We start from the raw sequence: 24,022 nt of genomic DNA on the forward strand, positions 1-24,022 counted from the left end.
GGCGACAGCTGGTGCGGGTCACCGACGATGACCAAGCGCTTCGCGCGGTAAGCGAGTGGGAGCACCTGCGCAAGGTTGCACTGGCTTGCTTCGTCGATCACCACGAGGTCGATGGCACCAGCACGGCAGTCGAAGTTCGGCCGCGTCGACAACGCGCTCGTCGCCCACCCCCTGACGTGGCGCATCGCGCTCTCCATCGCTTCCCGGCGAGGAAGCTCCTCGATGAGCGTTTCCGCCAGCGTGGCCAAGGCCTCGGCGCCCTCGCGAAGACCGGTCGACACCTCGTTGCGGACGGTCGCGGTCGAGGCGGAGAGCCACCGGCGGTTCGCGTCGTCGAAGGATTCGAGCAAGTCCCGTTGGGTGGTTCCGGCGGACTCGAGGCGACGCCAAGCCTCGTCGAAGGTGCGTTCCGCCTCGAGCCAGTCGAGCACGTGCCGAGCGGTCAGCACCGGATCGGTGAGCCCGAGCAACGCGAGCAGGCGACGGGTGCGGCGGCGGCGCAGCCACTTCCACCCGGTGCGATCGGCGCGTCCGGCCCGCCTGCGCATCGCGTCTCGGTCGACCGGCGGCGGCTGGTGCCCGGACCACAGCACCGACCTCGCCGCATCCCTTCGCACGGCCGCAACGAGAACGCCCTGGGCGAGGTCGGCGGCCTGCTGCATGGCCGCCGCGAGCTGGTGCCGCTCGTAGCCCGCCGCGGTGAGGTCGTCCGCGGTCGAGTCGGCCGAACGCCGGTTCGCTCCGGCGACCAGTTCCCTGAGCCGCTCGCCGAGCTGCAACCGCTTCTCGGCATTTCCGGTGCGCAGGACGAGGGCGTCGTCCACGGCCACCGCCTTGCTGTCGATCACATCGTCGACGGGGGTGTTGTTCGTCGAGGACAACAACGCGGTCTCGCCGCGCCGCCAGGCGTCGGCGAGGATCGCCGTGACCGTCTGGCTCTTGCCGGTGCCGGGTGGCCCGGTGATCACCGTCAGGGGAGCCGTCGCCGACCAGGACAGCGCGGTCTCCTGCGCGTCGTTCAACGAGAGCGCCGCCGAGATCGGTAGGGAGGCCGGCGGGACCGGGGCCTCCTCGAACAGGAAGCGAGCCGCGCTGTCCCGCCAATCGCGGGCCCGACGCATCCACTCGAGGTCCTTCACGAGGTTGCGCGTGGCCGCGTCCAACTGCCCCTTGAACGCCATCGCGAAGTTGAACACCCCGACCTCTTGCGGACGCCACGGGTCGTCCATCGTCGTGGTGTCCAGCAAAGCCATCGGGTCCAGTGTCGTCAGCGGGACCCCGAGTGCGGAGAGCACAGTGCGCGCTAGGGCGGACACGGCCGCGGCCTGCCCGAAACCCACCAGGCCACCGGCGACAGTCGCCATCGCCGCCGACAACGTCTCTGCCGGGAACCATTTCATGTCGAGCAGGCCCGCGTTGAGCTGCGGCAACTGATCGTCGACCGGCACGCCGTCCAGCTCTGCGTCCGGAGCATTCAGTTGGCGGATGAACAACGGAGCAATGAACGGGCACCGGCGCTCGTCCAGAACGACCACGGTCGGCCAGCCGTAGAACACGCCTTCGAGCGGCTCGAGGTCGGCGAACAACTCCGTGAGCTGCGGGAGGATCGGCAGCAGGAGGTCATTGCCGCACAGCACCGATTCCGCCGAAAGCGGGAGAACCGACCACCTGCTTCGTTGGTGCAGCGGAACAGGAGCGACCAGGGATTCCTTGAGCACGCAGGACAGCAGGTAGTCGACCAAGGTCGACCACTCGGACCGCTCCACCTTCCGGGCCGGACCGGACGATGCCTTGGGACCACGCGCGTCCTCACGCGTGGCCGGCGACGGGGTTCGCTTCACCCGCCGATTCGTTGGCGGCGCTGCCGCAGCGGTGCCACAGGCAACGCACACGATGTCCCAGTCGCCGCGTGCCTTCCTCTTGCCGATCACGTCGATGCCGACGGCGAGACCTTTCCCGCAGAGGCTGCATCGGTTGGGGTACCTGGCTGGGAAAATGCTGTAATCCTCATACCCAGGACGACGCCCTGCGCGGCTGACCGTCAATGTGTTCCCCCACAACTCATCGATACCGGCCGACAACCCTACCGAAGTTATCTGCACGCAGCGGGGGAAGGCAGAAAAACTTCGGCGCGGACGCGGACAAGACCCCGTTGGAATAGCCACATTCACGGGAACAGCGGAACGAGAAGTACCGCGTGATCACCCAGAACGAATCATCGCGGGAAAAGGCGGCCTCGAGTTAGCCCGGATGGGCGAAACTCGCGGCACAGCGGTTCGTGGGCGCCATTGACTCAGAGGTCAGTGGAGGTCGTGGGCGGCCGCGAGCTTGAGCACGGCGTGCTCCAGTGCGTAATCGGGGTGGGCGGCCGCACCTTTCACGTCCGCGTTGACCTGGGCGACCACCTGCATGGCGGCGGCGAGCCCGGCGGGTTGCCAGCCACGCGACTGGCCGATGGCCTTGCGCACCTTCCACGGCGGCATGCCCAACTCGGCGGCGAGCGAGTTCGGGTTGGCCCGGCCCATGCCCGCCACGCGCGCCACGGTGCGCACGGCGTCGGCGAGCGCGTCCGCGACCAGCACGTGCGGCACGCCGAGCTGCATGGCCCAGCGCAACGTCTCCAACGCGCCGGTGACGTCGCCGGTGATGGCCTTCTCCGCCACCGCGAACCCGGTCACGTCGGCCCGGCCGCGGTGGTAGCGGCGCACGGCTTCCTCGTTGACCTGGCCGTCGGTGTCGGCCACCAGCTGCGCGGCCGCCGCGGCCAGCTCGCGCAGATCCGAACCCACCGAGTCGATCAACGCGGTCACCGCGCCCGAGTCCGTCTTGCCGCCCGCGCGCCGGATCTCGTTGCGCACGAAGGCTTCTCGGTCGGACATTTTGGTGATCTTGTCGCACTCGGTCACCACGGCGCCCGCCTTGCGCAGCGCCGCGGGCAGCCCCTTGCCGGCCTTCGTGCGGCCGCCCCCGTTGTGCAGGACGACGAGCGTGACACCGTCGGCGGCCGCCTTGCTGTAGCCGAGGATGGCGTCGGCGATCTCCTGCCCGGCATCCTGAGCACCTTCGATCGCCACGACCCGGCCCTCGGCGAACAGCGAGGGACTGACCAGTTCGGCCAGCTCACCGGGTGTGAGATCAGCCACCCCGACCCGGACGAGGTCCGCCGTCGGGTCGGCGAGGCGGGCGGTGTCCAGCGCGGTGCGCACGGCTCGCTCGATCAGCAGTTCCTCCTCGCCGATCACCAGTTGCAACGGCGGCGGCGTCACAGCGGGCGTGGTCACACGGTCATCCTGCCACGCGGCACCGACGCGCAAGGCCTCCCGGGATCTGGGAGGCGCGGTTGGCTCGCTCGAGCGTCGTGCCGTAGCGTGACCGGCGGCCGATGGCCACACAACTGAATACCGCTCATCCAGAGGGGCAGAGGGAACGGCCCGACGAAGCCCCGGCAACCAGCGTCATTCGTGACGTCCAGGTGCCAATTCCGACCCGCCACGCGGGACAGATGAGGAGATCCTTGCGATGACTTCTGCCGTTGATGCGCCCACCACGTTCGACCTCGGGCCGGCCCGCGCCCTGTCCTGCCGGGAATGCGGCCACCAGGTACCGCTCGCCGCCGAGTTCGCGTGTGCCGAGTGCTTCGGGCCGCTCGAGGTCTCCTACGAGTTCGGCCCGATCACCCGCGCGTCCATCGAGGCCGGCCCCAAGTCGATCTGGCGCTACCGTGACCTGCTGCCCGTACCGTCCGATGTGGACACCCACCCGAACACCCAGCCCGGGCTGACCCGCCTGGTGCGCGCGGACCGGCTGGGCAAGGCACTCGGCATCCGCGACCTGTGGGTGAAGGACGATACCGGCAACCCGACGCACTCGTTCAAGGACCGCGTGGTCGCCGTGGCGCTGGCCGCCGCGCGCCAGCTCGGCTTCAAGGTGCTCGCGTGCCCGTCGACCGGCAACCTGGCCAACGCCGTCGCCGCGGCCGCCGCCCGCGCCGGCTGGGAGTCGGTCGTGCTGATCCCGTCCTCACTGGAGCGGGCCAAGGTCCTGACCACGGCCGTGTACGACGGCGCCCTGATCGCCGTCGACGGCAACTACGACGACGTCAACCGGCTGGCCACCGAGCTGGCTTCCGAGCACGAGGACTGGGCGTTCGTCAACGTCAACGTCCGGCCGTACTACGCCGAGGGCTCCAAGACGCTCGGCTACGAGGTGGCCGAGCAGCTGGGCTGGCGGCTGCCGGGTCAGGTCGTGGTGCCGGTCGCGTCCGGGTCGCAACTGACCAAGGTGGACAAGGGTTTCCGCGAGCTGGGCGAACTCGGCCTGGTCGAGCCGACCCCGTACCGGGTGTTCGGCGCGCAGGCCACCGGCTGCTCGCCCGTCGCGACGGCGTTCAAGGATGGCCAGGACGTGGTGCGCCCGGTCAAGCCGAACACCATCGCCCGTTCGCTGGCGATCGGCGCCCCCGCCGACGGCCCGTACGTGCTCGACACGGTCCGCCGCACCGGCGGTGCGGTCGAGGACGTGACGGACGAGGAAGTCGTGGCAGCCATCCGCTTGCTGGCCAAGACCGAAGGCATCTTCGCCGAGACCGCCGGTGGCGTCACCGTCGCCACGGTCAAGAAGCTGGTCGAGAGCGGCAAGCTGGACCCGGACGCGGAGACCGTCCTGCTGATCACCGGCGACGGGCTCAAGACCCTGGATGCCATTCAGGACCACGTGGGCCCGCGTGCCACGGTGCCCCCGTCGGCGGCCGCGGTCCGCGCGGCCCTCGACGAGCCGGGTCGCTGACCAACGGCGCCGGTGCCTGGGTTGTAGTGGGACCGAGGCACCGGCTCGCTCGACGCCGCTGGGCGTCGTCTCGATGGCCAGCGCACGCAGGCCCGGCGGAGAAAGCGCGTATCACCCCCAAATACTTGGCTCACCGCGGTCGATCAATGGCATTCCAGGTCGCTGACCTGGAAGAACCAGAAGTCGCGCTGCCGCAACACTCGGCGGTGATCACGTGGCCGGACGCGATGGGGCTCGGGGTTGGGGCGCGGCGAGGATCGTGTGGTGGCCGCGGCGGACAACGGTACGGTGCCCCGTCGACGGACGCGGGGCGCGCGGTACTCGACCAGCCAGGCCGCTGACCAACGGCGCCGGTGCCTGGTTGTAGTGGAACCCAGGCGCCGGCCCGGCTCGACGCCGCTGGGTGTCGGCTCGATGGCCGCGGCGCAAGCAGGCCCTGGTGGGGAAGCCGAGCACCACCCGGCCTCATCGCCGCCGACCAGCGCCATTCCCGGTCGCCGACCTGGAAGAACGAGAAGTTGCGCTGCCTCACACGGAACACGTCATCGCCATCTCTGGGCAGTGATCACCTGGCCGGATGCAGTGGGGCTCGGGGCTGGGACGCGGCGAGGATTGTGTGGTGGCCGCGGCGCACGCAGGCCCTGGTGGAGAAAGCGAGTACCACCCCCAAATACTCGGCTCACCGCCGCCGATCAACGGCATTCCACGTAGCCGGCCTGGAAGAACGAGAAAGTTGCGCTGCCGCACCACCGAACACGTCATCGCCATCGCATGGCGGTGATCACCTGGTCGGCCGTGGTGGGGCTCGGGGTTGAGGGACGGCGAGGATCGTGTGGTGGCCGCGGCGGACGATGGTGGGGCCGGGCAGGACCGCCGCGTCGCCGTCTTGGTCGGTACGGAGGACCATCACGCCACGGGTTGCCAGTACTGCCAACGTTGTTGGACTTGGGTGACCGTAGGGGTTTCCGGCGCCGACGCTGACCAAGCCGACACGGGCGTGCACCGCGTCCAGGAAGGCCGGGGCCGTGTAGCGGCTGCCGTGGTGGGGCACCTTGACGATGTCAGCGCTGAGATCCACGCCGGCACTCAAGAGATCGGCTTGTGCGGACAGTTCCACGTCGCCGGTGAGCAGGATCCGGCCCGCCGGGGTCGTGGCCTTGAGCACCACCGAGCTGTTGTTGATCTCCGTGCCGTCGGCTTCCGTGCGCGGCGTGGCCTCGGCGGGTTCCGGACCCAGGACGTCCATGCCCAAGCCCGGCCACTGCAGGTGCTCCCCCACTGCCAACTGCACCAGCGGCACCTTCGCGGCAGCCGTCTCCTGTTGCACCTGGTGCCATGCCCAGCCGGGCACGCGGGCCGGACCGACCGCCACGGCACCGACCGAGCGACCGTCCAGGACCGCGGCCAAGCCGCCGACGTGGTCGGCGTGCAAGTGGCTGAGCACCACCAGTGGAACGCGGGACACGTCCAGGCGATCAAGACAGCTGCCGACCGGGCCGGGGTCCGGGCCGGTGTCGACCACCACGGCGCGGCCGGGATCGGCGGTGGCCAGCACCAAGGCGTCGCCCTGGCCGACGTCGCAGGCGACGATCGCCCAGCCGGGCGGAGGCCAGCCGGGCGCGATCACCTTGATCGGCACGACCACCAGCAGGAGCGCGCCCAGCACGGCACCGACGACGACCCGCGTTCGCCTGTGCCGCAAGGCAATGAACAATCCAGCGAGAATCACGGCGAGCAACGCCCCACCGAGCCAGCCACCCGGCCAGCTGATCGTGGCGCCCGGCACCGCGGCCGCGTGCCGGGCGACGGTGATCAGCCAGCCGACCTCCGGTCCGGCGAGCCTCGCCAGCAGTTCCGCAGGCCACCCCGCGATCGGTGCGACGACCGCGACCAGCACGCCGAGCACCGTCACCGGCGCGACGACCGGCGCCACCACGAGGTTGGCCACGATCGCGACCAGGCTGATCTGCCCGGACAACCCCGCGATCACCGGCGCGGTGACCACGTGCGCGGCAGCGGGCACCGCGATCGCCTCGGCCACCGCGACCGGCACCCCGCGTCGCGACAACGCCGTCGACCAACGCGGGGCCAGCAGCACCAACGCGGCCGTCGCCAGCACCGACAACGCAAAGCCTGCGGACACGGCCATCGCCGGGTCGTACGCGACCAGGACGATGATCGAGGCGGCCAACGCGGGCAACGCCGCCCGTTCCCGGCCGAGGGCCAACGCGAGCAAACCGGCCGCGGCCATCACGGCGGCGCGGAGCACGCTCGGTTCCGGCCCGGCGAGCAGGACGAACCCGACCGTCGCCGCCATCGCACCCACGGCAGCGCACCGCGGGCCGACGCGAGCGGCACGCAACAGCAGAAGCACCGCGACACACAGGATGGCCAGGTTCGCGCCGCTCACCGCGAGCAGGTGCGACAGGCCCGCCACACGGAACTCGTCCTGCACCTGCTTGCTGACCTCGTCCGTGTCACCGACGACCAGCGCGGGCAGCAGCCCAGCGGGCTCCGGCGACAGCACAGCGGACGACGCCGAGTGCAGACCGGCCCGCAGCGAGCCCGCGGCGCGTTGCCACACCGGAGCCGGACCGGCGCGTTCCGGTGGCCCGCGCACCTTGAGCACCGCCACCGTCAGGTCTCCGGATCGGGCCGGTGCCAACGTGCCGTGCGCGGTGACCTGCTGTCCGGGCAACAAGGAGGACCACCCGGCGACCGGCGCGAGCAGCAGCACCGAACCATGCGAGTTGATCACCTGACCATCGGCGCGGGCATCGATGACCTCAGCCGTGATCACGTCGGTGGTGACGCCCGACGGCCGGCCACCGAACCCGGGCGAGAACACCGGTCGTGGCCGCTGCGTGATGGTCACCCGCAAATCCGCGTGCGCACCGACGAGTGCCTGCAACCGCAGCGGATCCGTCTGTGCACTGTGGACCCGGAGGGTGACCGGAACGGCCAGCAGGATGCCGCACACCACCAACGACCACCCTGCACCACGCCGAAACCACCGCGCACGTTCGGACTCACCGCGCATGACCAACGCGGCAGCCCCGATCCCGGCGCCGAACAGGCCGGCGGCCAGGCCGAACCGCCAGTCGACGAGCACGCCGAGAAGACCGCCAAGCCACATGAGGACGGCCGCCGGCACCAGCCGCCAATCCCGGGGACGAGCTCCGACGGGCAGGAATCCGCTCACCCGGCCACCACCAGATCGCGCAGCGACGCGAGCTTGGCATCGCCGATACCGGGCACTTGCTGCAACTGGTCCACGCTCGCGAACCGGCCGTGTTGCTGACGCCACTGCACGATCCGCTGCGCGGTGACCTCGCCGATGCCGGGCAGGGTGTCCAACTTCTCCGCGCTCGCCGTGTTGATGTCGACCTTCGACTGGCCTGGCGCGTCACCGTCCGCCGATGGCGCGACCGCGACGTCCGCACCCGGCGGAACGGGGATCGCCACGTAGATCTGTTCGCCATCGGCCAGCTTGCGGGCGAGGTTGAGCGCACCGGGATCGGCGCCGTGCCGCAGGCCGCCGCACGCCTTGATCGCGTCGGCCACACGCGCGCCCGGCGCGAGCGTGATCAAGCCGGGGTGCCGGACCTTCCCGCGCACGCTGACCACGATCCGCGGCGTCGACGCCGTGCTCGGCCGGACCGCCGCGCTCCTGACGGTCGGCGCGGCGGTCGGCGTGTTGGCGGCCGCGGGCAGGTCGCTGACCGGTTCGGCCACCGGCCCACCGGACGCGACGGCGATGCCGATCCCGGCGGCCAGCAGCACCACGGCGGCCAGCCCGATCACCAGCCAGCGGCGACCGTGCCCACCGTGGACGTAGCCGCGAACGGGCGGCGGCGCACCCGGCTCTTCTGTCCAGGTTTGATCGTCGGGCAGCTCGTCATCCGGGCGGCGCGGGTCAGCCCGGTTGGCGAGCGCGCGCAGGCGCGCGGCGGCCGAGGAGCGGTCGGCGAGGAGCTGTCGCGTGGAATCGAACACGCATTCGACGGTAGTGGGGATCGGGGCTGGTCAACGCTGCGCGGACAGATCTGTGGACAACTGGTGGCCTGTGGACAACTCGGGTTTCAGAGCCGGTGGACGACCACGCCCAACACGCCTGGACCAGTGTGTGCGCCGATCACCGCACCCAGTTCGGACACCACGCAGCCGCTCGAGCCGGCAATCCTTTCGTCGAGCCGGGTGGCCAGCTCCGCGGCCCGCTCGGGCGCGGCGAGGTGGTGCACGGCGAGCTGCGCCTCCCCCGATCCCGCGGCGTCGGCGGCCAGCTCGACGAGCCTGGCGAGCGCCCGGCCCATGGTCCGGACCTTCTCCAGCGGCACGATCCGACCCGCGTCCACGTGCAGCACGGGCTTCACGGCGAGCGCCGTGCCGAGCAGGGCCGCGGCGGCGCCGATCCGCCCGCCACGACGCAGGTGCTCCAGGGTTTCCGGCACGAAGAACGTCATGGTCCGCTCGGCGGCGGCCGCCGCGGCGGCTTCGACCCCGGCGCCGTCCTCGCCATCGGCTGCGGCTCGCGCCGCGGCGAGCACGGCGAACCCCAGCCCCATCGCGGTGGTGCGGGAGTCGACCACCCGGACCCGGTCGGGACCGACCTCCTCGGCGGCCGCACGCGCGGACTCCCACGTCCCGGACAGCTCACGCGACAGGTGCACCGACACGACGCTGTCCGCGCCGGCGTCCAACAACGACCGGTACCGCTCGGCGAGCTCGGCAGGCACCAGCCGGGACGTCGTCACGGTGCGCCGTTCGCTGAACGCCTTGGCCAGCTCGGCCGGTCCGATGTCCACACCGTCCAGCCCGGCCACGTCGTCGACCAGCACGTGCAGCGGCAGCACGTGCACCGCGTGCCGGGCGGCGAAGCCCTCCGGCAGGTGCGCGGTGGAGTCGGTGACGACGGCGACGGACACGGCAGTGGAGCCTACGTCCCCGGACCGCAGCGAGCCGGTATCACGCCGCCAGCGGGTCCAGCAGGCTCGCGACCGCCTTGCCGACCGTGTCGTGCCCGGCCCAGCCCCAGTGGATGCCGTCGGGGTTCCCCGAGCCGCTCAGCACGTGCTCGCCGGTCAGTTCCGCCAGGTCGATCAGGGGGACTTCCGCCCGCGCACTCCAGGCACGCAGCAGCGGCACGGCCCGATCCCGGCCCGTGTGCACCAGCCCGTACGCGCTCGCGCGGTGCAGGCTGGGCAACACCCCCACGATCGGCAGGTCAGGCATCAGAGCGCGCACCGCGACGACCGTGCGGTCCAGGTACGCCACGGTCAACGCAGGCGGCAACGCGACCGGCCGCCCACGGAGCGCGCGCGCCAGCCACGGCTGCGCGGCGAGGTACCCCTGCCGGGCCAGGCGGCGCAGCCGATCCGGCCGCAGGTACCGGATGCCTTGGCGCAGGTAGGTGGGCAACGGTGAGGGCAGCGTGTCCATCCCGCCGACGGCCAGCACCATCGCCTTGGTGTCCGGCAGCAGGGACCACACGCGTGGATCGCCGGTGAGCGACCAGTAGGCGTCGCGCGCGGTCCAGCCGAAACCGGCGGCGAGCTCCGCCTGGACACCGAGGAGTCCCGCGGCGACATTGGGCCAGAGCCGTGGCTCGCTCGACGGTTTCGGCCCGTCCGGACCGTGGAAGCTCAGCGAGTCGCCGAACACCAGCAACGTAGGCACTAGTGCCCCGCCACAAAAGGTTCAGCACGATTCTCCGCGGCCCAGTCGCCCGCCGGCTGCGTTGGCCGAAAGCCCGAGTACATCCAGTACGAGGACTTCCGGCCGCCTTGCCAGCGAACGACTGGATCCACGGACAACCGCACCAACCTTCTGTGACGAGGCACTAGCCGATGATCCCGGCGTTGTAGGTCTTGAGCCGCCAGCGCAGCGTGCCGGGCCTGCGTTCGAACACCACCCAGTGGCAGTTGCCGATGCCGCCGAGCCCCGGCCACGTGTCGACCGGCAGGTCCAGCAACCGCCCGGTCAGGGCCGTGATGAGGCCGCCGTGCGTGCACAGCATCGCGGCGGTGTCCTCGGTGGCGTCGACGTCCTCGACCACCTCGAACGCGCGCTCGGCCACCTCGACCCTGGTCTCCCCGCCGGGCGGCGCCCACGTCGGGTCGTTCTGCCAGGTCCTGATGATGCCCGGGGTCTCCGCGTCGACCTCGACGGTCGTGCGGCCCTGCCAGGTCCCGAGGTGGGTTTCCCGCAGCCGCTTGTCGATGCGCAGCGGTACGCCGGTGGCGTCGGTGAACACGGTCGCGGTGTCGGTCGCACGGTGCAGGTCGGAGGCGACGACGATGTCCGGCGCGAACCGGGCGAGCACGGGCACGGCGAACCGGGCCTGGTTCCAGCCGGTCTCCGTCAGGTGCGAGTCGAGGTGACCCTGCATGCGGCCGGACGCGTTGTAGTCGGTCTCGCCGTGCCGCCACAGCACCAACCGCGCAAGGGTCACGTCGGACCGTCCGCGCCGACCGGGTCGAACTCGATGCGCGGGCAGTCCTTCCACAGCCGTTCCAGGGCGTAGAAGGAGCGCTCCTCGGAGTGCTGGACGTGCACGACGACGTCGGTGAAGTCGAGCAGCACCCAGCGGCCCTCGCGGGCGCCCTCGCGCCGCACCGGCTTGGTGCCCGCCGCCAGCATCTTCTCCTCGACGCTGTCGACGATGGCGTTGACCTGGCGTTCGTTGGGAGCCGAGGCGATCACGAAGCAATCGGTGATGACGAGCTGTTCCGACACGTCGAGCACGAGCACGTCGGTCGCCTTCTTGTCGGCTGCAGCGGCGGCCGCCACCAATGCAAGACGGCGGGCATCGGATGTCGCTGCCACGTCACTCCTCTGACTCGGGTGTTCAAGCCACCCGAGGGTACCCGCAGACGCCCGTCAGCCGTCGTCCGCCGCATACAGGCCGGTCTTGGAGATGTACTGCACGACGCCGTCGGGGACGAGGTACCAGACCGGTTTGCCGCCCGCGACGCGCACGCGGCAGTCGGTGGACGAGATCGCCATCGCGGGCACCTCCATCAGGCTGACCGAGCCACGCGGCAGGTGCTCGTCGTCGAGGTGGTAGCCGGGCCGGTTGACGCCGATGAAGTGCGCGAGCGTGAACAGCTCGTCGGCCTGGTGCCAGGAGAGGATCTGTTCGAGCGCGTCCGCGCCGGTGATGAAGAACAGCTCCGCGTCCGGGTAGGCCTCGCGCAGGTCACGCAGGGTGTCCACGGTGTAGGTCTGGCCGCCGCGGTCGATGTCCACCCGGCTCACGGAGAACCCGGGGTTGGACGCCGTGGCGATCACGGTCATCAGGTAGCGGTGCTCCGACGGGCTCACCGTGCGGTCGCTCTTCTGCCACGGCGTCCCGGTCGGCACGAAGATCACCTCGTCGAGCGCGAACCGGGACTGAGCCTCGCTCGCGGCCACGAGGTGGCCGTGGTGGACCGGGTCGAACGTGCCGCCCATGATCCCGATTCGACGCGGGGACATAGCTGGTCAGGGTACGGGGCGGTGATCGGTCACGCGCGCATCCCACCCCGACTGAATCGAGAAAGCCGGGCGAAGGGCACCCCTCGCCCGGACATGTCCTGGAGCCTGTCGGTGGGCTGGGGTAGGTGTTGTTCCGTGAACGAAGACGCGATCAGGAATTCCGCGGAGAAGCACCTGCGGGCGTTGGCGGGCGAGGACGCCCGCTTCCGCGACGACCAGTGGACCGCCATCAAGGCGCTCGTGGTCGACCGCAGGCGTGCGCTCGTGGTGCAACGAACCGGCTGGGGCAAGTCGGCCGTCTACTTCGTCGCCACGGCGTTACTGCGGGCACAGGGCGAAGGCCCGACCGTGATCGTGTCGCCACTGCTTGCCTTGATGCGCAACCAGATCGACGCCGCGGCACGGGCCGGCGTGCGTGCGGTCACGATCAACTCGGCCAACCAGCACGAGTGGACGGAGGTGCAGGACGAAGTCGCCGCCGGGAACGTCGACGTGCTGCTGGTGAGCCCGGAACGGCTCAACAACCCGGATTTCCGCGACACCGTGTTGCCGTCGCTGACCGCGTCCGCCGGCATGCTGGTGGTCGACGAGGCGCACTGCATCTCCGACTGGGGCCACGACTTCCGCCCGGACTACCGCAGGCTCCGGTCGCTGCTCGGCGAACTGCGACCGGGGGTGCCGGTGCTTGCGACGACGGCGACCGCGAACGACCGCGTGGTCACCGACGTGGTGGAGCAACTCGGCATCGACGGCTCCGAGGCGTTGGTGCTGCGTGGTGCGCTCGATCGGGAGAGCCTGCACCTGGCGGTGCTGCAGTTGCCCAACTCCCGCACGCGGCTGGCGTGGCTCGCCGATCACCTGGGTGAGCTGACGGGATCCGGGATCATCTACACGCTGACCGTGGCGGCTGCGTCCGAAGTGGCCGGTTTCCTGCGTGATCGCGGCTTCCCGGTGCACGAGTACTCCGGCAAGACGCCGCAGGAGGAGCGGCTGCAGGCCGAGGAGGACCTGCTGAACAACCGCGTCAAGGCGTTGGTGGCGACGTCGGCCCTGGGCATGGGGTTCGACAAGCCGGACCTGGGTTTCGTGGTGCACATGGGCGCACCGCAGTCGCCGATCGCCTACTACCAGCAGATCGGCCGTGCGGGCCGTGGCGTGCGCAAGGCCGACGTGTTGTTGTTGCCGGGCACTGAGGACCGGGACATCTGGGCATACTTCGCCTCGCTCGCGTTTCCGCCGGAACCTGTTGTGCGACAGGTGTTGCGGGCGCTCGACGAGGCGTCGCGGCCGGTGTCGACGGCGGCGCTCGAACCGCGCGTCGAGTTGTCCCGCACGCGCCTGGAGATGGTGCTCAAGGTGCTCGATGTCGACGGCGCCGTGCAACGGGTCAAGGGTGGCTGGCTCTCGACGGGACAGGGCTGGTCCTACGACGGCGAGCGGTACCACCGCATCGGCCAGGCACGGAAAGCCGAGCAGCAGGCGATCATCGAGTACCAGCGCACCACGGGCTGCCGGATGGAATTCCTGTTGCGGCAGTTGGACGATCCGCACGCCGCGCCGTGTGGCCGGTGCGACAACTGCACTGCTTCCTCGTGGGACGTGAAGGTGTCCGAAGAGGTCGCCGACGCCGCGCAGGAGCGGCTGGGGCGACCAGGGGTGGAGATCGCGCCACGCAAGCAATGGCCGACGGGCATGTCGTCGGTCGGGGTGAGCTTGTCGGGGAAGATCCCGGCCGGACAGAGCGCGCAGCCGGGACGGGCGGTGGGCAGGCTCACCGACATTGGCTGGGGCAATCGTTTGCGGGAGCTGTTCGCGACCGGCGAGGACGGCGCGGTGGCGGATCAGGCACTGCCGGAGGACCTGTTCGGCGCATGCGTTGGCGTGCTTGCGAAATGGGAATGGGGTGAGCGACCGGTCGGGGTGGTCAGCATTGGTTCACATCGGCGACCTGTGCTGGTGCGCAGTGTCGGCGAGCGGCTCGCGGCGATCGGGCGGCTGCCGTTCTTCGGCACGGTGGAACTGAGCGGGCCGACGGGGCATCGGGCGAACAGCGCGCAGCGGCTGGCGCAGCTGACCGAGTCGCTGAAGGTACCGGGCGAGCTGGCCGCCCGATTGTCCGAAGTAGAGGGTCCGGTGCTGCTGGTGGACGACCAGGTGGACACCGGCTGGACGATGACCGTCGCGGCGAAGCTGCTGCGTGACGCGGGCGCGGACTCGGTGCTGCCGTTCGCCTTGGCCACGACGAGCTGACCGGAGGTAGTGCAGACGGGAAGGAGCGAAGATTTGGATCGAGGGTCAGCGAGCCCGTAGCGGGACCAGGTCGTCGGCGTGCACGACCTCGCGGCGTTGTTCCGGGGCCAGTTCGTGGCTGGACAGACCTATCAGGCCGGGCAGTTCGGCCGAGTCGAACGCGACGACGCCGCGGGCGACCACCTTGCCGTCGGGGTCCACCAGGTCGACGACGTCGCCGGCTTCGAACGCGCCGCTGACCTCGGTGATGCCTGCGGCGAGCAGGGAACGGCGCTTGGCGACCACGGCACGGACGGCACCCGCGTCCAGGCGCAGGCGTCCGGCCGCGTCCGCCGCGTAGCCGAGCCAGAAGCGGCGGGCGGGCATGCGGCGTTCGTGGGCGGCGAAGGCCGTGCCAACCTCGGCGGAACCGAGGGCCGCCGAGGCATCGCCGGCAGCGGCCACGAGCACGGGAACGCCCGCGGCACTGGCGATCCGAGCGGCACTGAGCTTGGACGCCATGCCGCCGGTGCCGAGCCCGGAGGCGCCGTTGGTGGTGGCCTCGACGTCCGCGATGTCCGCGTCGTCGGCGACCTCGTCGATGCGGTTGGCCTTGCCCCGGCGCGGATCGCCGTCGTAGAGGCCGTCCACATCGGACAGCAGGACCAGGGCGTCCGCCCCGATCAGGTGCGCGACCAGCGAGGCCAGCCGGTCGTTGTCGCCGAAGCGGATCTCCTGGGTGGCCACGGTGTCGTTCTCGTTGACCACGGGCACGACGCCGAGGCTGAGCAAACGATCGAACGTGCGCTGCGCATTGCGGTAGTGCGCGCGCCGGACCACGTCATCGGAGGTGAGCAGTACTTGACCCACTTGCAGGCCGTGCCGTGCGAACGAGGCGACGTAGGCGTGGCCCAGCGCCAGCTGGCCGACACTCGCGGCCGCCTGCTGGGTCGCGAGATCGCGCGGGCGCTTGCCGATGCCGAGCGGGGCGAGGCCCGCGGCGATGGCCCCGGAGGACACGAGCACCACCTGGCTGCCCGCGGCCCGCCGGACGGCGAGAGCATCCACCAACGCGTCCAGCCGAGCAGGATCGAGCCCGCCACGGGCGGTGGTAAGTGACGACGAACCGACCTTGACCACCACACGGCCGGCGGCCGCGATGCGTTCACGGGTCGCCGACCGGGAGGTCACCGGCTGGCTCACTCGATGTCGCCCTCGTCTTCGTCGGCGGCACCCGAGTCGAAGCCCATCCGGAGCGCACGGCGCGCACGCTTGGCCGCCTTGCGGTCGGCCGCGCTCACGCGGTCGTTCTGCTCGAGCCGGGCGTCGGTGCCGCGGCCGGTCATCATGACCGCGACGCCGGCCGGCGTGGACGGCTCCCAGTCGAACGTCCAGTCGCCGATGGTGACCGGGCAGCCGGGTTCGGCGCCGAGCTTGGCCAGTGCCTCCTCGACGCCGAGGCGGGCCAGCCGGTCGCCGAGGTAGCCGACGGCCTCGTCGTTGTCGAAGTTGGTCTGCCGGATCCAGCGCTCCGGCCGCTCGCCACGCACGACGAAGCCGCCGGGCTGCTCGGGGTCGGGTTCGACGGTGAAGCCGGTCTCGTCCACGGCGGACGGGCGCAGCACCACCCGGGTCGCTTCCTGGACCGGCTTGCTCGCGCGGTCGCGCTCGACCACCTCGGCGAGGGCGAAGGTCAGCTCGCGCAGGCCCTCGTGGGTCGCGGTGGACACCTCGAAGACAGGCAAGCCACGTTCGACGAGGTCCGGGCGGATCAGCTCGGCGAGCTCGCGTGCCTCGGGCACGTCGATCTTGTTGAGCACGACGACCCGTGGGCGGTCGGCCAGGTCGCCGCCGAGCGCCGGGGTGTAGCGGGCCAGCTCCGCTTCCAGCGCGTCCACATCGGACAGCGGGTCGCGGCCGGGTTCGTAGGTGGCGCAGTCGACCACGTGCACGAGCACGGAGCACCGCTCGATGTGCCGCAGGAAGTCGAGGCCGAGGCCCTTGCCCTCACTGGCGCCGGGGATCAGGCCGGGCACGTCGGCCATGGTGAACACGGTCTCCCCCGCGGTCACCACGCCGAGGTTGGGCACGAGGGTCGTGAACGGGTAATCCGCGATCTTGGGACGGGCCGCGGACAGCACCGAGATCAGCGACGACTTGCCCGCGGACGGGAAGCCCACGAGGCCGACGTCGGCGACGGAGCGCAGCTCCAGCACGAGGTCCCTGGCCTCGCCGGGTTCGCCCAGCAGGGCGAAGCCGGGGGCCCGGCGTGCCTTGGACGCGAGCGAGGCGTTGCCCAGGCCGCCACGGCCGCCACGGGCGGCGATGAACCGGGTGCCGGGGCCGACCAGGTCGGCGACGACATCGCCGTCGGCGGTGAGCACAACGGTGCCGTCGGGCACGTGCAGTTCGAGGTCCTCGCCGACCGCGCCGTCCTTGTTGGACCCCTGGCCCTGCTTGCCGTTGGTGGCGTGGGCGTTCGGGCGGAAGTGGAAGTCGAGCAACGTGTGGACGTTGCTGTCGACGACCAGTACGACGTCACCGCCGTTGCCGCCATTGCCGCCGTCGGGGCCGCCGAGCGGCTTGAACTTCTCGCGGTGGACGGACGCGCAGCCGTGCCCACCGTCACCGCCGGCGAGATGGATCACCACGCGGTCAACAAACTTGGACACGGGAACCTCTCATGCATGCGACGAGGGGCGGGTCGGTTGATGCACCGGCCCGCCCCTCGTACTGGGGTCTTGCGTTGTCTCGGCGGGGCTCAGCCCTCGGCCGGGACGATGTTCACGGTCTTGCGACCGCGCTTCTCGCCGAACTGGACCGCACCGGCCGACAGCGCGAACAGCGTGTCGTCGCTGCCGCGACCGACGTTGACGCCGGGGTGGAACTTGGTACCGCGCTGGCGGATCAGGATCTCGCCGGCCTTCACGACCTGGCCGCCGTAGCGCTTCACACCCAGGTACTGGGCGTTGGAGTCACGCCCGTTCCGCGAGCTGGATGCGCCCTTTTTGTGTGCCATGGCTGCTGGACGTCCTTTACTTGGTCGTGATGCCGGTGACCTCGACGCGGGTCAGCTTCTGACGGTGACCCTGCCGCTTGTGGTACCCGGTCTTGTTCTTGAACTTGTGGATCCGGATCTTCGGACCCTTGGTCTGCTCGACGACCTTGCCGGTCACCGAAACCTTCTCGAGCGCGGCGGCGTCGGTGGTGACGTCGTCGCCGTCGACGACGAGCACCGCGGGGAAGGTGAGCTCGGTGCCCGCGGCACCCTCGAGCTTCTCGACCTCGACGACGTCGCCGACAGCCACCTTGTACTGCTTGCCGCCTGTCTTGACGATCGCGTACATCGGGACGGAAGTCTCCTGCTACTCGACGATTAGGGGGTCACGCGTGACCGGGGTCCACTCTTGCTCTGAACCGGTCTCTGCACGACTCGGCCCACCGGAACGGCGGGCCGACATACAGGTTACGTGGCGGCCGGAACGAGGGTCAAACCGGGGTGGGTCATGACGGCTCGCCCGGCGTGTGGACCGGTGGACCGGCAGGCCGCGACACGGCCCGGCGCGGCTGGTGCCGACGCGGGAGGGCCAGTGCCTCGGGCCCGTCCGCCTCGGACGCCGCAGCGCTCGAGACCACGTTCTCGGCGGGGGTCTCGGCCTGCGCCTCGTGGCCGTTGAGCGACTCCTCGGGCGCAACCAGCACCCGCGACTGCCCCTCCGGCACCGGCGGCACACTGACCTCGACAGCAGGCGCCACGACGGGCGCTGGTGCCCCGGCGGGCCGGACCACCTTCCCGTGCCGCCGCCGGCGGGTGGCCTGCTCAGCGCGCTCCTGAGCCCCGTCCACCTGCACGGACTCCGCCGCCGCCGACTCGACCTGCGCCGGCTCAGCAGGCAACTTAGCGGCCGCGGAGCCGGCCGGCTCCGATTCGGTCGCCACCGAGGCCTGGGCCGACTCAGCGGCGTCTTGCGCGGGCTCGCTGCCCGTGACCGGAGAACCGGCCGTCGGGGCTTCAGCCTGCGGCTGAGGCGCTGTTTCGGCCTGGGCCACGGGCGCGGTGCCATAGGTCGGCGCCGCGGACTCGATGGCGGCCGGAGCCGAGGACGACTCGGCCTCGTCGGACTGGTCCGAGGAGCTGTCCCACGACGTTGCCGGGGCAACAGCCGGGGTCGACACCGCCTCGACGCTCGGCGACACGGCCGGCGCGCCCGCGTCCACCGGGGCCGAGCCGGCGATCGGCGCGGCCGGCGAACCGGTGCCCGTCGCGGTGGAATCGGCCGCCGGGGCCGAGTTCACCTGCGGCGATCCCGCTTCCGGGCCTGCCTGGGTGGAATCATCCGCAGCAGCATGCGGCGCAACCGTTGACCTCTGATCTACGGGAGCAGAGCTGTCGGTCGTGCCGGCAGCGACCGCCGCCGCCGCGGGAGCTTCGGTGCTCAGCGGAGTCGCCGCAGCACTCGCGGACTCGGCCGGGGCCGGCTCCGTCGTGCTGGTCGAAGCCGCCGCGCTGGTCGAAGCCACCGCCGTGCCCTTGCCGGGCGCGTCGGGGTCGGGGGCCTTGTCGCGGGCGTCCTTCGTGTCCTTGGTGGACGTGTCCTTGGACTTGCCGTGGTCGCGGCCGTTGCGCTTGCCGTTGGCCGGGGCGTGCTGGTGCTGGTGACCGCCGTTCGCGGGAGCCTCCAGGTCCGTGGACACGATCACGCCACGGCCCTTGCAGTGCTCACACGGCGTGCTGAACGCCTCCAGCAGGCCAGTGCCCACGCGCTTGCGGGTCATCTGGACCAGGCCCAACGACGTCACCTCCGCCACCTGGTGGCGGGTGCGGTCGCGGCCCAGGCACTCGGTCAGCCTGCGCAGCACCAGGTCCCGGTTGGCCTCCAGCACCATGTCGATGAAGTCGATCACGATGATGCCGCCGATGTCGCGCAGGCGCAGCTGGCGGACGATCTCCTCGGCCGATTCCAGGTTGTTCCTGGTCACCGTCTCTTCGAGGTTGCCGCCGCTGCCGGTGAACTTGCCGGTGTTCACGTCGATGACGGTCATGGCCTCGGTGCGGTCGATCACCAGGTAGCCACCCGAGGGCAGCCACACCTTGCGATCCAGCGCCTTGAGCAGCTGCTCGTCGATGCGGTGCTCGTTGAACACGTCCGCCGGGCCGACGTGCCTGCGCACGCGGTCGGTCAGCTCAGGTGCCACATGCCGGACGTACGCGTCGATCGTGTCCCAGGCGTCGGCACCCTGGACCACGAGCCCGGCGAAGTCCTCGGTGAACAGGTCACGCACGACCTTCACCAGCAGGTCCGGCTCCTCGTAGAGCAACGTCGGCGCGCTGGACTTCTTGCCCTTGTTCGACGCCTCGGCGTCGACCTTGTCCTTGATGACCTGCCACTGCGCCTGCAGGCGCCGCACGTCGCGGGCGAGTTCTTCCTCGCTGACGCCCTCCGACGCGGTGCGGATGATCACACCCGCGTCCTCGGGAACGATCCGCTTGAGCACGTCCTTGAGCCTGCGCCGCTCGTTTTCCGGCAGCTTCCGGCTGATCCCGGTCGCGCCGCCGCCCGGCACGTACACCAGGAACCGGCCCGGCAGGCTGATCTGCGTGGTCAGCCGCGCACCCTTGTGCCCGACGGGGTCCTTGGTGACCTGCACCAGGACGCTGTCGCCGGTGGAGAGCGCCTGCTCGATGCGCCGCGCCTTGCCCTCGAGCCCGGCGGCGTCCCAGTCGACCTCACCGGCGTAGAGCACGGCGTTGCGGCCACGGCCGATGTCGACGAACGCCGCCTCCATGCTGGGCAGCACGTTCTGCACGCGGCCCAGGTACACGTTGCCCACCATCGAGCCGCTGCCGGCCGAGGTCACGAAGTGCTCGACGAGCACCCCGTCCTCCAGCACGGCGATCTGCGTGCGGTCGGGGCGCTCGCGCACCACCATCGTGCGGTCGACGGCCTCGCGCCGGGCCAGGAACTCGGACTCGGACAGGATCGGCGCACGCCTGCGACCGGCCTCACGGCCGTCGCGCCTGCGCTGACGCTTGGCCTCGAGCCGGGTCGAGCCACGCACGCTGCGCACCTCGTCACGGCTGGTCTCGGGCTTGGCCTCACGGGACTCGCGCACGTGCACGACGGTGTTCGGCGGGTCGTCCTCGGTGGTCGAGTCGGCTTCGCCGTTGCCCTTGCGCCGGCGGCGGCGGCGACGCCGCTTGCTGCCCTCGTCGCCTTCGGCGTCGTCGGACTTCTCGGACGCCTTCTCGGACTTGGCCGAGTCGTCCTGGTCGTCCTTGGCCTTCGGGTCGTCCTCGGCCTGGTCGCCGGCGTCGGCGGACTGCTCTGCGGTGTCGTCGCCGTCGTCCGCGCCGCCCTTGCCCCGGCCACGACCGCGGCGACCACGCCTGCGCCTGCGGCGCGAGCCCTCGTCGCCATCATCAGCCCCGTCGGCCCCGGCATCGTCGGAGTCGTCGACGTCAGCGGACTCCGCGTCCTCATCGGCCTGGTCGATCGGCTCCGGCTCGGCCTTGGGCTCCTCGCGCGCCGGACGGACCGGCGCGGGCGCCTCCGTCGGCGGCAGGAACAGCGGCGACGCGGTGGCGAACACCGGGGTCGGCGGCGGCTGCTTGGTGGGCGCCGCGACCGGGGCGGCGGGCTCAGCCGCCGCCTCCTCGACCAGCCCGGCCAAGCCGACCGGGTCGACCGAACCGAGGAGCGCGTCCGCGACCTGCAGCGCGGTGTCCTTCGTCACGCTGGACTGGGCGCTGCGCGCGCCCTGGCCGAGGTTGTCGAGCGCGTCCATGACCTCACGGCTGCTCTTGCCGAGCAGCTTGGCCAGCGCGTGCACGCGGACCTTGGCCGGCAACTCGGCCAGCTCAGGACGTGCGGATGTGCTGTTATCCCCGCCGGTGCCACCGGCGGGCGTAGATGTTTCCGACATGTAGCTCCTCCGCCCCCGGGCGCGTCCTCGAGGACGCGGCCGCGCAGGGGCCTCGTTCGTTCTCGACCGCGCACCCGTGGTCGAGGGTCTGCCTGTCCACCGCCTCGCAGCGGCGAAATCCTTGCCTCACACCGCCCGGCGAACCGGTAGCGGCAGGTCAGTCGGCGTCGGATCGAGGCGCCGCAGGTTGCCGGTCCGGCGCCGCGACCCTGTCCTGGGCCAACGGGTCGGACAAGCCGCCGCTGTCGTCGAGCCGTCCCTGCGCCATCCGGGTCGCCTTCGCGGGTACCGGCGGGGCCAGGTCGGCAACGACACGGAGCGCGCTCAACACGTCGTCGGGTCGCACCGCAGGCGTTGTCTGCCGCACAACCACGTCGAGTATCCCACACGGAGCCGACTCACCGGGGGCCGCGTCGACAACCGCCGCCACCACGGCGGCCCGGGCGTCGATCGTGCGCTTGCCGTCCTTCGTGAGCCGTTCGACGTCCACCCGTTCGGCCGCCAGCAACGCGTCGACCGCCGATTTCAGCTGCTCAGGGGGCACTCCGTCGAACTCGATGCGCCAGCGGCTGGCCTCGACGCGCTCGGCCAGCGAGCCGGTTCCGGCCGGAACCGCTTCGAGGACGTCCAGGCCAGGCGGCATGGCTTCGTCGAGCACCGCGACCAGCCCGGCCGGGTCGACCTCGCGGACCAGCTGGATCTCGACGTACTCGGCCTCGCTCGCCACCCCGGTCGGCGCGGCGCCGATCCAGGAGATCTTCGGGCGCGGGCTGAACCCCTGGGAGTACGCCATCGGCACGTGCGCGCGCCGCAGCGCCCGCTCGAAGGCCCGCGCGACGTCGCGGTGCGAGGTGAACCGCAGTCGTCCCCGTTTCGCGTACCGGATACGCATCCGCTGCACGGCCGGGGCGGACGGGTTGGGTTGGTCGGCGCGGCTCAGCGCTACTCCTTCTGGTGGGGTCCGTCCTGCTCCAGTCGTGGTTCGACTGGCTGTGAGCACCGTACCGGGAGGGCCAATTGCGCGGTTGAACTTGTCTGGGCGATCCCGGCTGGCTACCGTCCGCTCAGGTGGACAGCCGGGAAACCCCGAACTCCGGCCGACCCGAAAAGTGGAGGTTGTGCCCGTGCGCGCACCGCGCGGTGCGAAGGTGGCGGCGGTCTGTGCGGCCGTGGTCGTCACCGGCTTGCTCCCGCTGAGCACAGCTGCGGCGTCCGGCCCCGACCCGGTGCCAGGCGAGTGCACGCCGACCGGGCACCAGCTGCGCTACCTGGTCGTCTTCGACCCGGGCACCGTCGAGCAGACCGCCAAGTCGCAGATCGGGGCCGCGTGCGGCGCCACGACGATCTACTACCCGCAGATCGCGGTCGCGGTGGCCACCACCGAGGACTCGCACTTCGACGACCGGATCGGCCCCGAGCGCGCGTTCAGCGCGCAGCGGCTGGCCGAGACCGACGACGGCACGGCCCACCGGCGCAAGGCCGACGAGACCCACGCGAGCAAGAGCACGCACGCGACCGAGCAGGTCAGCACCGTCGACCGCGCCGACGACCAGTGGGACATGCGGATGATCGGCGCCGACAAGGCGCACCTGCTGCTCGAGGGCAGCAAGGACGTGGTCGTCGGCGTGCTGGACTCCGGCGTGGACGCCAAGCACCCCGATCTCGCGGACGCGGTCGCGGCGAACAAGTCGGCGGGCTGCCTGAGCGGCAAGCCGGACACGTCGCCGAAGGCTTGGGCGCCAACGGGTTCCGCGCACGGCACGCACGTCGCGGGCATCATCGCGGCCGCCGACGACGGCAAGGGCGTCGCGGGCGTGGCGCCGGGCGTGCGGATCGCCTCGGTGAAGGTGGTCGACGACGACGGGCTGATCTACCCCGAGGCCGCCGTGTGCGGGCTGATGTGGGCCGCGAAGCAGCACATGACCGTCACCAACAACAGCTACTTCGTCGACCCGTGGCTGCTGACCTGCGACCACGACGGCTCCGAAGGCGTTGTGTACGAAGCGGTGCGCCGCGCGGTGCGCTACTCGACCCAGCAGGGCGTGGCCACCGTCGCCGCGGCGACCAACGAGGCGACCGACCTGAGCGACCCGCAGGCCCAGCCGACGAGCGACAGCACGGTCGGCACCGACCAGGCCGACCGGCAACTCGACCGGGGCTGCAAGGTCCTGCCCGCCGGGTTACGCGACGTGATCGCGGTGTCGGCCGTCGGGGAGAACGGCGTCAAGGCCGGCTACAGCTCCTACGGGTTAGGCGTGGTGGATGTGACAGCTCCGGGTGGCGAGTTCACCCGCAGCGCCACGGACCCGAATTCGGAGTGCGTGCTCTCCACCGTTCCCGGTGGCTACGACCGGTTCTGCGGCACGTCGATGGCGGCACCGCACGCGACCGGTGTGGTGGCGCTGCTCGCCTCGCGGCACCCCGGCAGCACCCCGCGGGAGCTGGCCACCATGTTGACCGGTGAGGCCAGCCAGGTGCCATGCCCGGCCGACTACGACCTCAACGGCACCGGCACGCAGGACGGCTACTGCACGGGATACGGGCCGTACAACGGGTTCTACGGGCACGGCCTGGTGAACGCGCTGGCCGCGGTCACCGGTTAGCACCA

17 protein-coding genes, 1 pseudogene and 1 riboswitch are annotated in these 24,022 nt (G+C 71.1%); of the genes and pseudogenes, 3 read left to right on the plus strand and 15 right to left on the minus strand.

What is annotated here, in order from left to right; all coding sequences use genetic code 11:
* Positions 1 to 5: 5 nt before the first annotated feature.
* Both EV186_RS40830 and holA read right to left on the minus strand, forming a co-directional pair.
* Positions 6 to 1,400, minus strand: a pseudogene (locus EV186_RS40830) (AAA domain-containing protein); the annotation flags it as partial.
* 900 nt (positions 1,401 to 2,300) lie between these two features.
* A complete protein-coding gene (gene holA / locus EV186_RS24115; protein ID WP_133851674.1) occupies positions 2,301 to 3,281 on the minus strand; it encodes a DNA polymerase III subunit delta in 981 nt (326 codons plus the stop codon).
* Between the two features lie 121 nt (positions 3,282 to 3,402).
* A riboswitch (SAM riboswitch) is annotated at positions 3,403 to 3,509 on the plus strand.
* Positions 3,510 to 3,519: 10 nt separating this feature from the next.
* Between holA and thrC the strand changes: the two genes are divergently transcribed.
* Complete coding sequence (gene thrC / locus EV186_RS24120; RefSeq protein WP_133851675.1) at positions 3,520 to 4,785, plus strand: threonine synthase; 1,266 nt, start codon at positions 3,520 to 3,522, stop codon at positions 4,783 to 4,785.
* A 781-nt stretch (positions 4,786 to 5,566) separates the two neighbouring features.
* Here the strand turns inward: thrC and EV186_RS24125 are convergent.
* From EV186_RS24125 to nadD, 7 genes are all read right to left on the minus strand, one after another.
* Complete coding sequence (locus tag EV186_RS24125) at positions 5,567 to 7,921, minus strand: DNA internalization-related competence protein ComEC/Rec2 (RefSeq protein ID WP_133852141.1); 2,355 nt, start codon at positions 7,919 to 7,921, stop codon at positions 5,567 to 5,569.
* 62 nt (positions 7,922 to 7,983) lie between these two features.
* Positions 7,984 to 8,781: a ComEA family DNA-binding protein gene (locus EV186_RS24130; RefSeq protein ID WP_243754236.1), complete on the minus strand. Its 798-nt coding sequence runs from the start codon at positions 8,779 to 8,781 to the stop codon at positions 7,984 to 7,986.
* An 86-nt stretch (positions 8,782 to 8,867) separates the two neighbouring features.
* On the minus strand, positions 8,868 to 9,710 hold the full coding sequence (locus EV186_RS24135) for a DegV family protein (protein WP_133851676.1): 843 nt from the start codon (positions 9,708 to 9,710) through the stop codon (positions 8,868 to 8,870).
* A gap of 40 nt (positions 9,711 to 9,750) precedes the next feature.
* Positions 9,751 to 10,461, minus strand: a complete 711-nt coding sequence (gene octT, locus EV186_RS24140; RefSeq protein WP_133851677.1) for a diglucosylglycerate octanoyltransferase — start codon at positions 10,459 to 10,461, stop codon at positions 9,751 to 9,753.
* A 163-nt stretch (positions 10,462 to 10,624) separates the two neighbouring features.
* Positions 10,625 to 11,236 carry a histidine phosphatase family protein gene (locus EV186_RS24145; protein WP_133851678.1) on the minus strand — a complete coding sequence of 204 codons (612 nt, stop codon included), beginning with the start codon at positions 11,234 to 11,236 and terminating at the stop codon, positions 10,625 to 10,627.
* Positions 11,233 to 11,610, minus strand: coding sequence for a ribosome silencing factor (gene rsfS, locus EV186_RS24150; protein ID WP_133851679.1), 378 nt, complete (start codon positions 11,608 to 11,610; stop codon positions 11,233 to 11,235). Before rsfS ends, EV186_RS24145 begins: the two co-directional genes overlap by 4 nt.
* 54 nt (positions 11,611 to 11,664) lie before the next feature.
* Entirely contained in the window at positions 11,665 to 12,261 is a 597-nt protein-coding gene (gene nadD / locus EV186_RS24155; protein ID WP_133851680.1) for a nicotinate-nucleotide adenylyltransferase, read from the minus strand.
* 135 nt (positions 12,262 to 12,396) lie between these two features.
* On the opposite strand from nadD, the gene EV186_RS24160 reads away from it, so the two are divergent.
* Positions 12,397 to 14,511 (plus strand): RecQ family ATP-dependent DNA helicase, encoded by a 2,115-nt coding sequence (locus EV186_RS24160; RefSeq protein ID WP_243754237.1) that lies wholly within the window; start codon positions 12,397 to 12,399, stop codon positions 14,509 to 14,511.
* Positions 14,512 to 14,556: 45 nt separating this feature from the next.
* Here the strand turns inward: EV186_RS24160 and proB are convergent, their stop codons facing one another.
* The 6 genes from proB to EV186_RS24190 all read right to left on the minus strand — a co-directional run bounded on the left by proB (position 14,557) and on the right by EV186_RS24190 (position 22,315).
* A complete protein-coding gene (gene proB / locus EV186_RS24165) occupies positions 14,557 to 15,681 on the minus strand; it encodes a glutamate 5-kinase (protein WP_133851682.1) in 1,125 nt (374 codons plus the stop codon).
* A gap of 8 nt (positions 15,682 to 15,689) precedes the next feature.
* On the minus strand, positions 15,690 to 17,162 hold the full coding sequence (obgE, locus tag EV186_RS24170) for a GTPase ObgE (protein ID WP_133851683.1): 1,473 nt from the start codon (positions 17,160 to 17,162) through the stop codon (positions 15,690 to 15,692).
* Between the two features lie 89 nt (positions 17,163 to 17,251).
* Positions 17,252 to 17,509 carry a 50S ribosomal protein L27 gene (rpmA, locus tag EV186_RS24175; protein ID WP_133851684.1) on the minus strand — a complete coding sequence of 86 codons (258 nt, stop codon included), beginning with the start codon at positions 17,507 to 17,509 and terminating at the stop codon, positions 17,252 to 17,254.
* 16 nt (positions 17,510 to 17,525) lie between these two features.
* Positions 17,526 to 17,837 carry a 50S ribosomal protein L21 gene (rplU, locus tag EV186_RS24180; protein WP_133851685.1) on the minus strand — a complete coding sequence of 104 codons (312 nt, stop codon included), beginning with the start codon at positions 17,835 to 17,837 and terminating at the stop codon, positions 17,526 to 17,528.
* A gap of 157 nt (positions 17,838 to 17,994) precedes the next feature.
* Positions 17,995 to 21,414: a translation initiation factor IF-2 N-terminal domain-containing protein gene (locus EV186_RS24185; RefSeq protein ID WP_133851686.1), complete on the minus strand. Its 3,420-nt coding sequence runs from the start codon at positions 21,412 to 21,414 to the stop codon at positions 17,995 to 17,997.
* A gap of 157 nt (positions 21,415 to 21,571) precedes the next feature.
* Positions 21,572 to 22,315, minus strand: coding sequence for a TIGR03936 family radical SAM-associated protein (locus EV186_RS24190; protein WP_133851687.1), 744 nt, complete (start codon positions 22,313 to 22,315; stop codon positions 21,572 to 21,574).
* Positions 22,316 to 22,538: 223 nt separating this feature from the next.
* On the opposite strand from EV186_RS24190, the gene EV186_RS24195 reads away from it, so the two are divergent.
* Positions 22,539 to 24,017 carry a S8 family peptidase gene (locus EV186_RS24195; protein ID WP_243754238.1) on the plus strand — a complete coding sequence of 493 codons (1,479 nt, stop codon included), beginning with the start codon at positions 22,539 to 22,541 and terminating at the stop codon, positions 24,015 to 24,017.
* Positions 24,018 to 24,022: the final 5 nt, after the last annotated feature.

The organism is Labedaea rhizosphaerae (assembly GCF_004362825.1).
Classification (GTDB): domain Bacteria; phylum Actinomycetota; class Actinomycetes; order Mycobacteriales; family Pseudonocardiaceae; genus Labedaea; species Labedaea rhizosphaerae.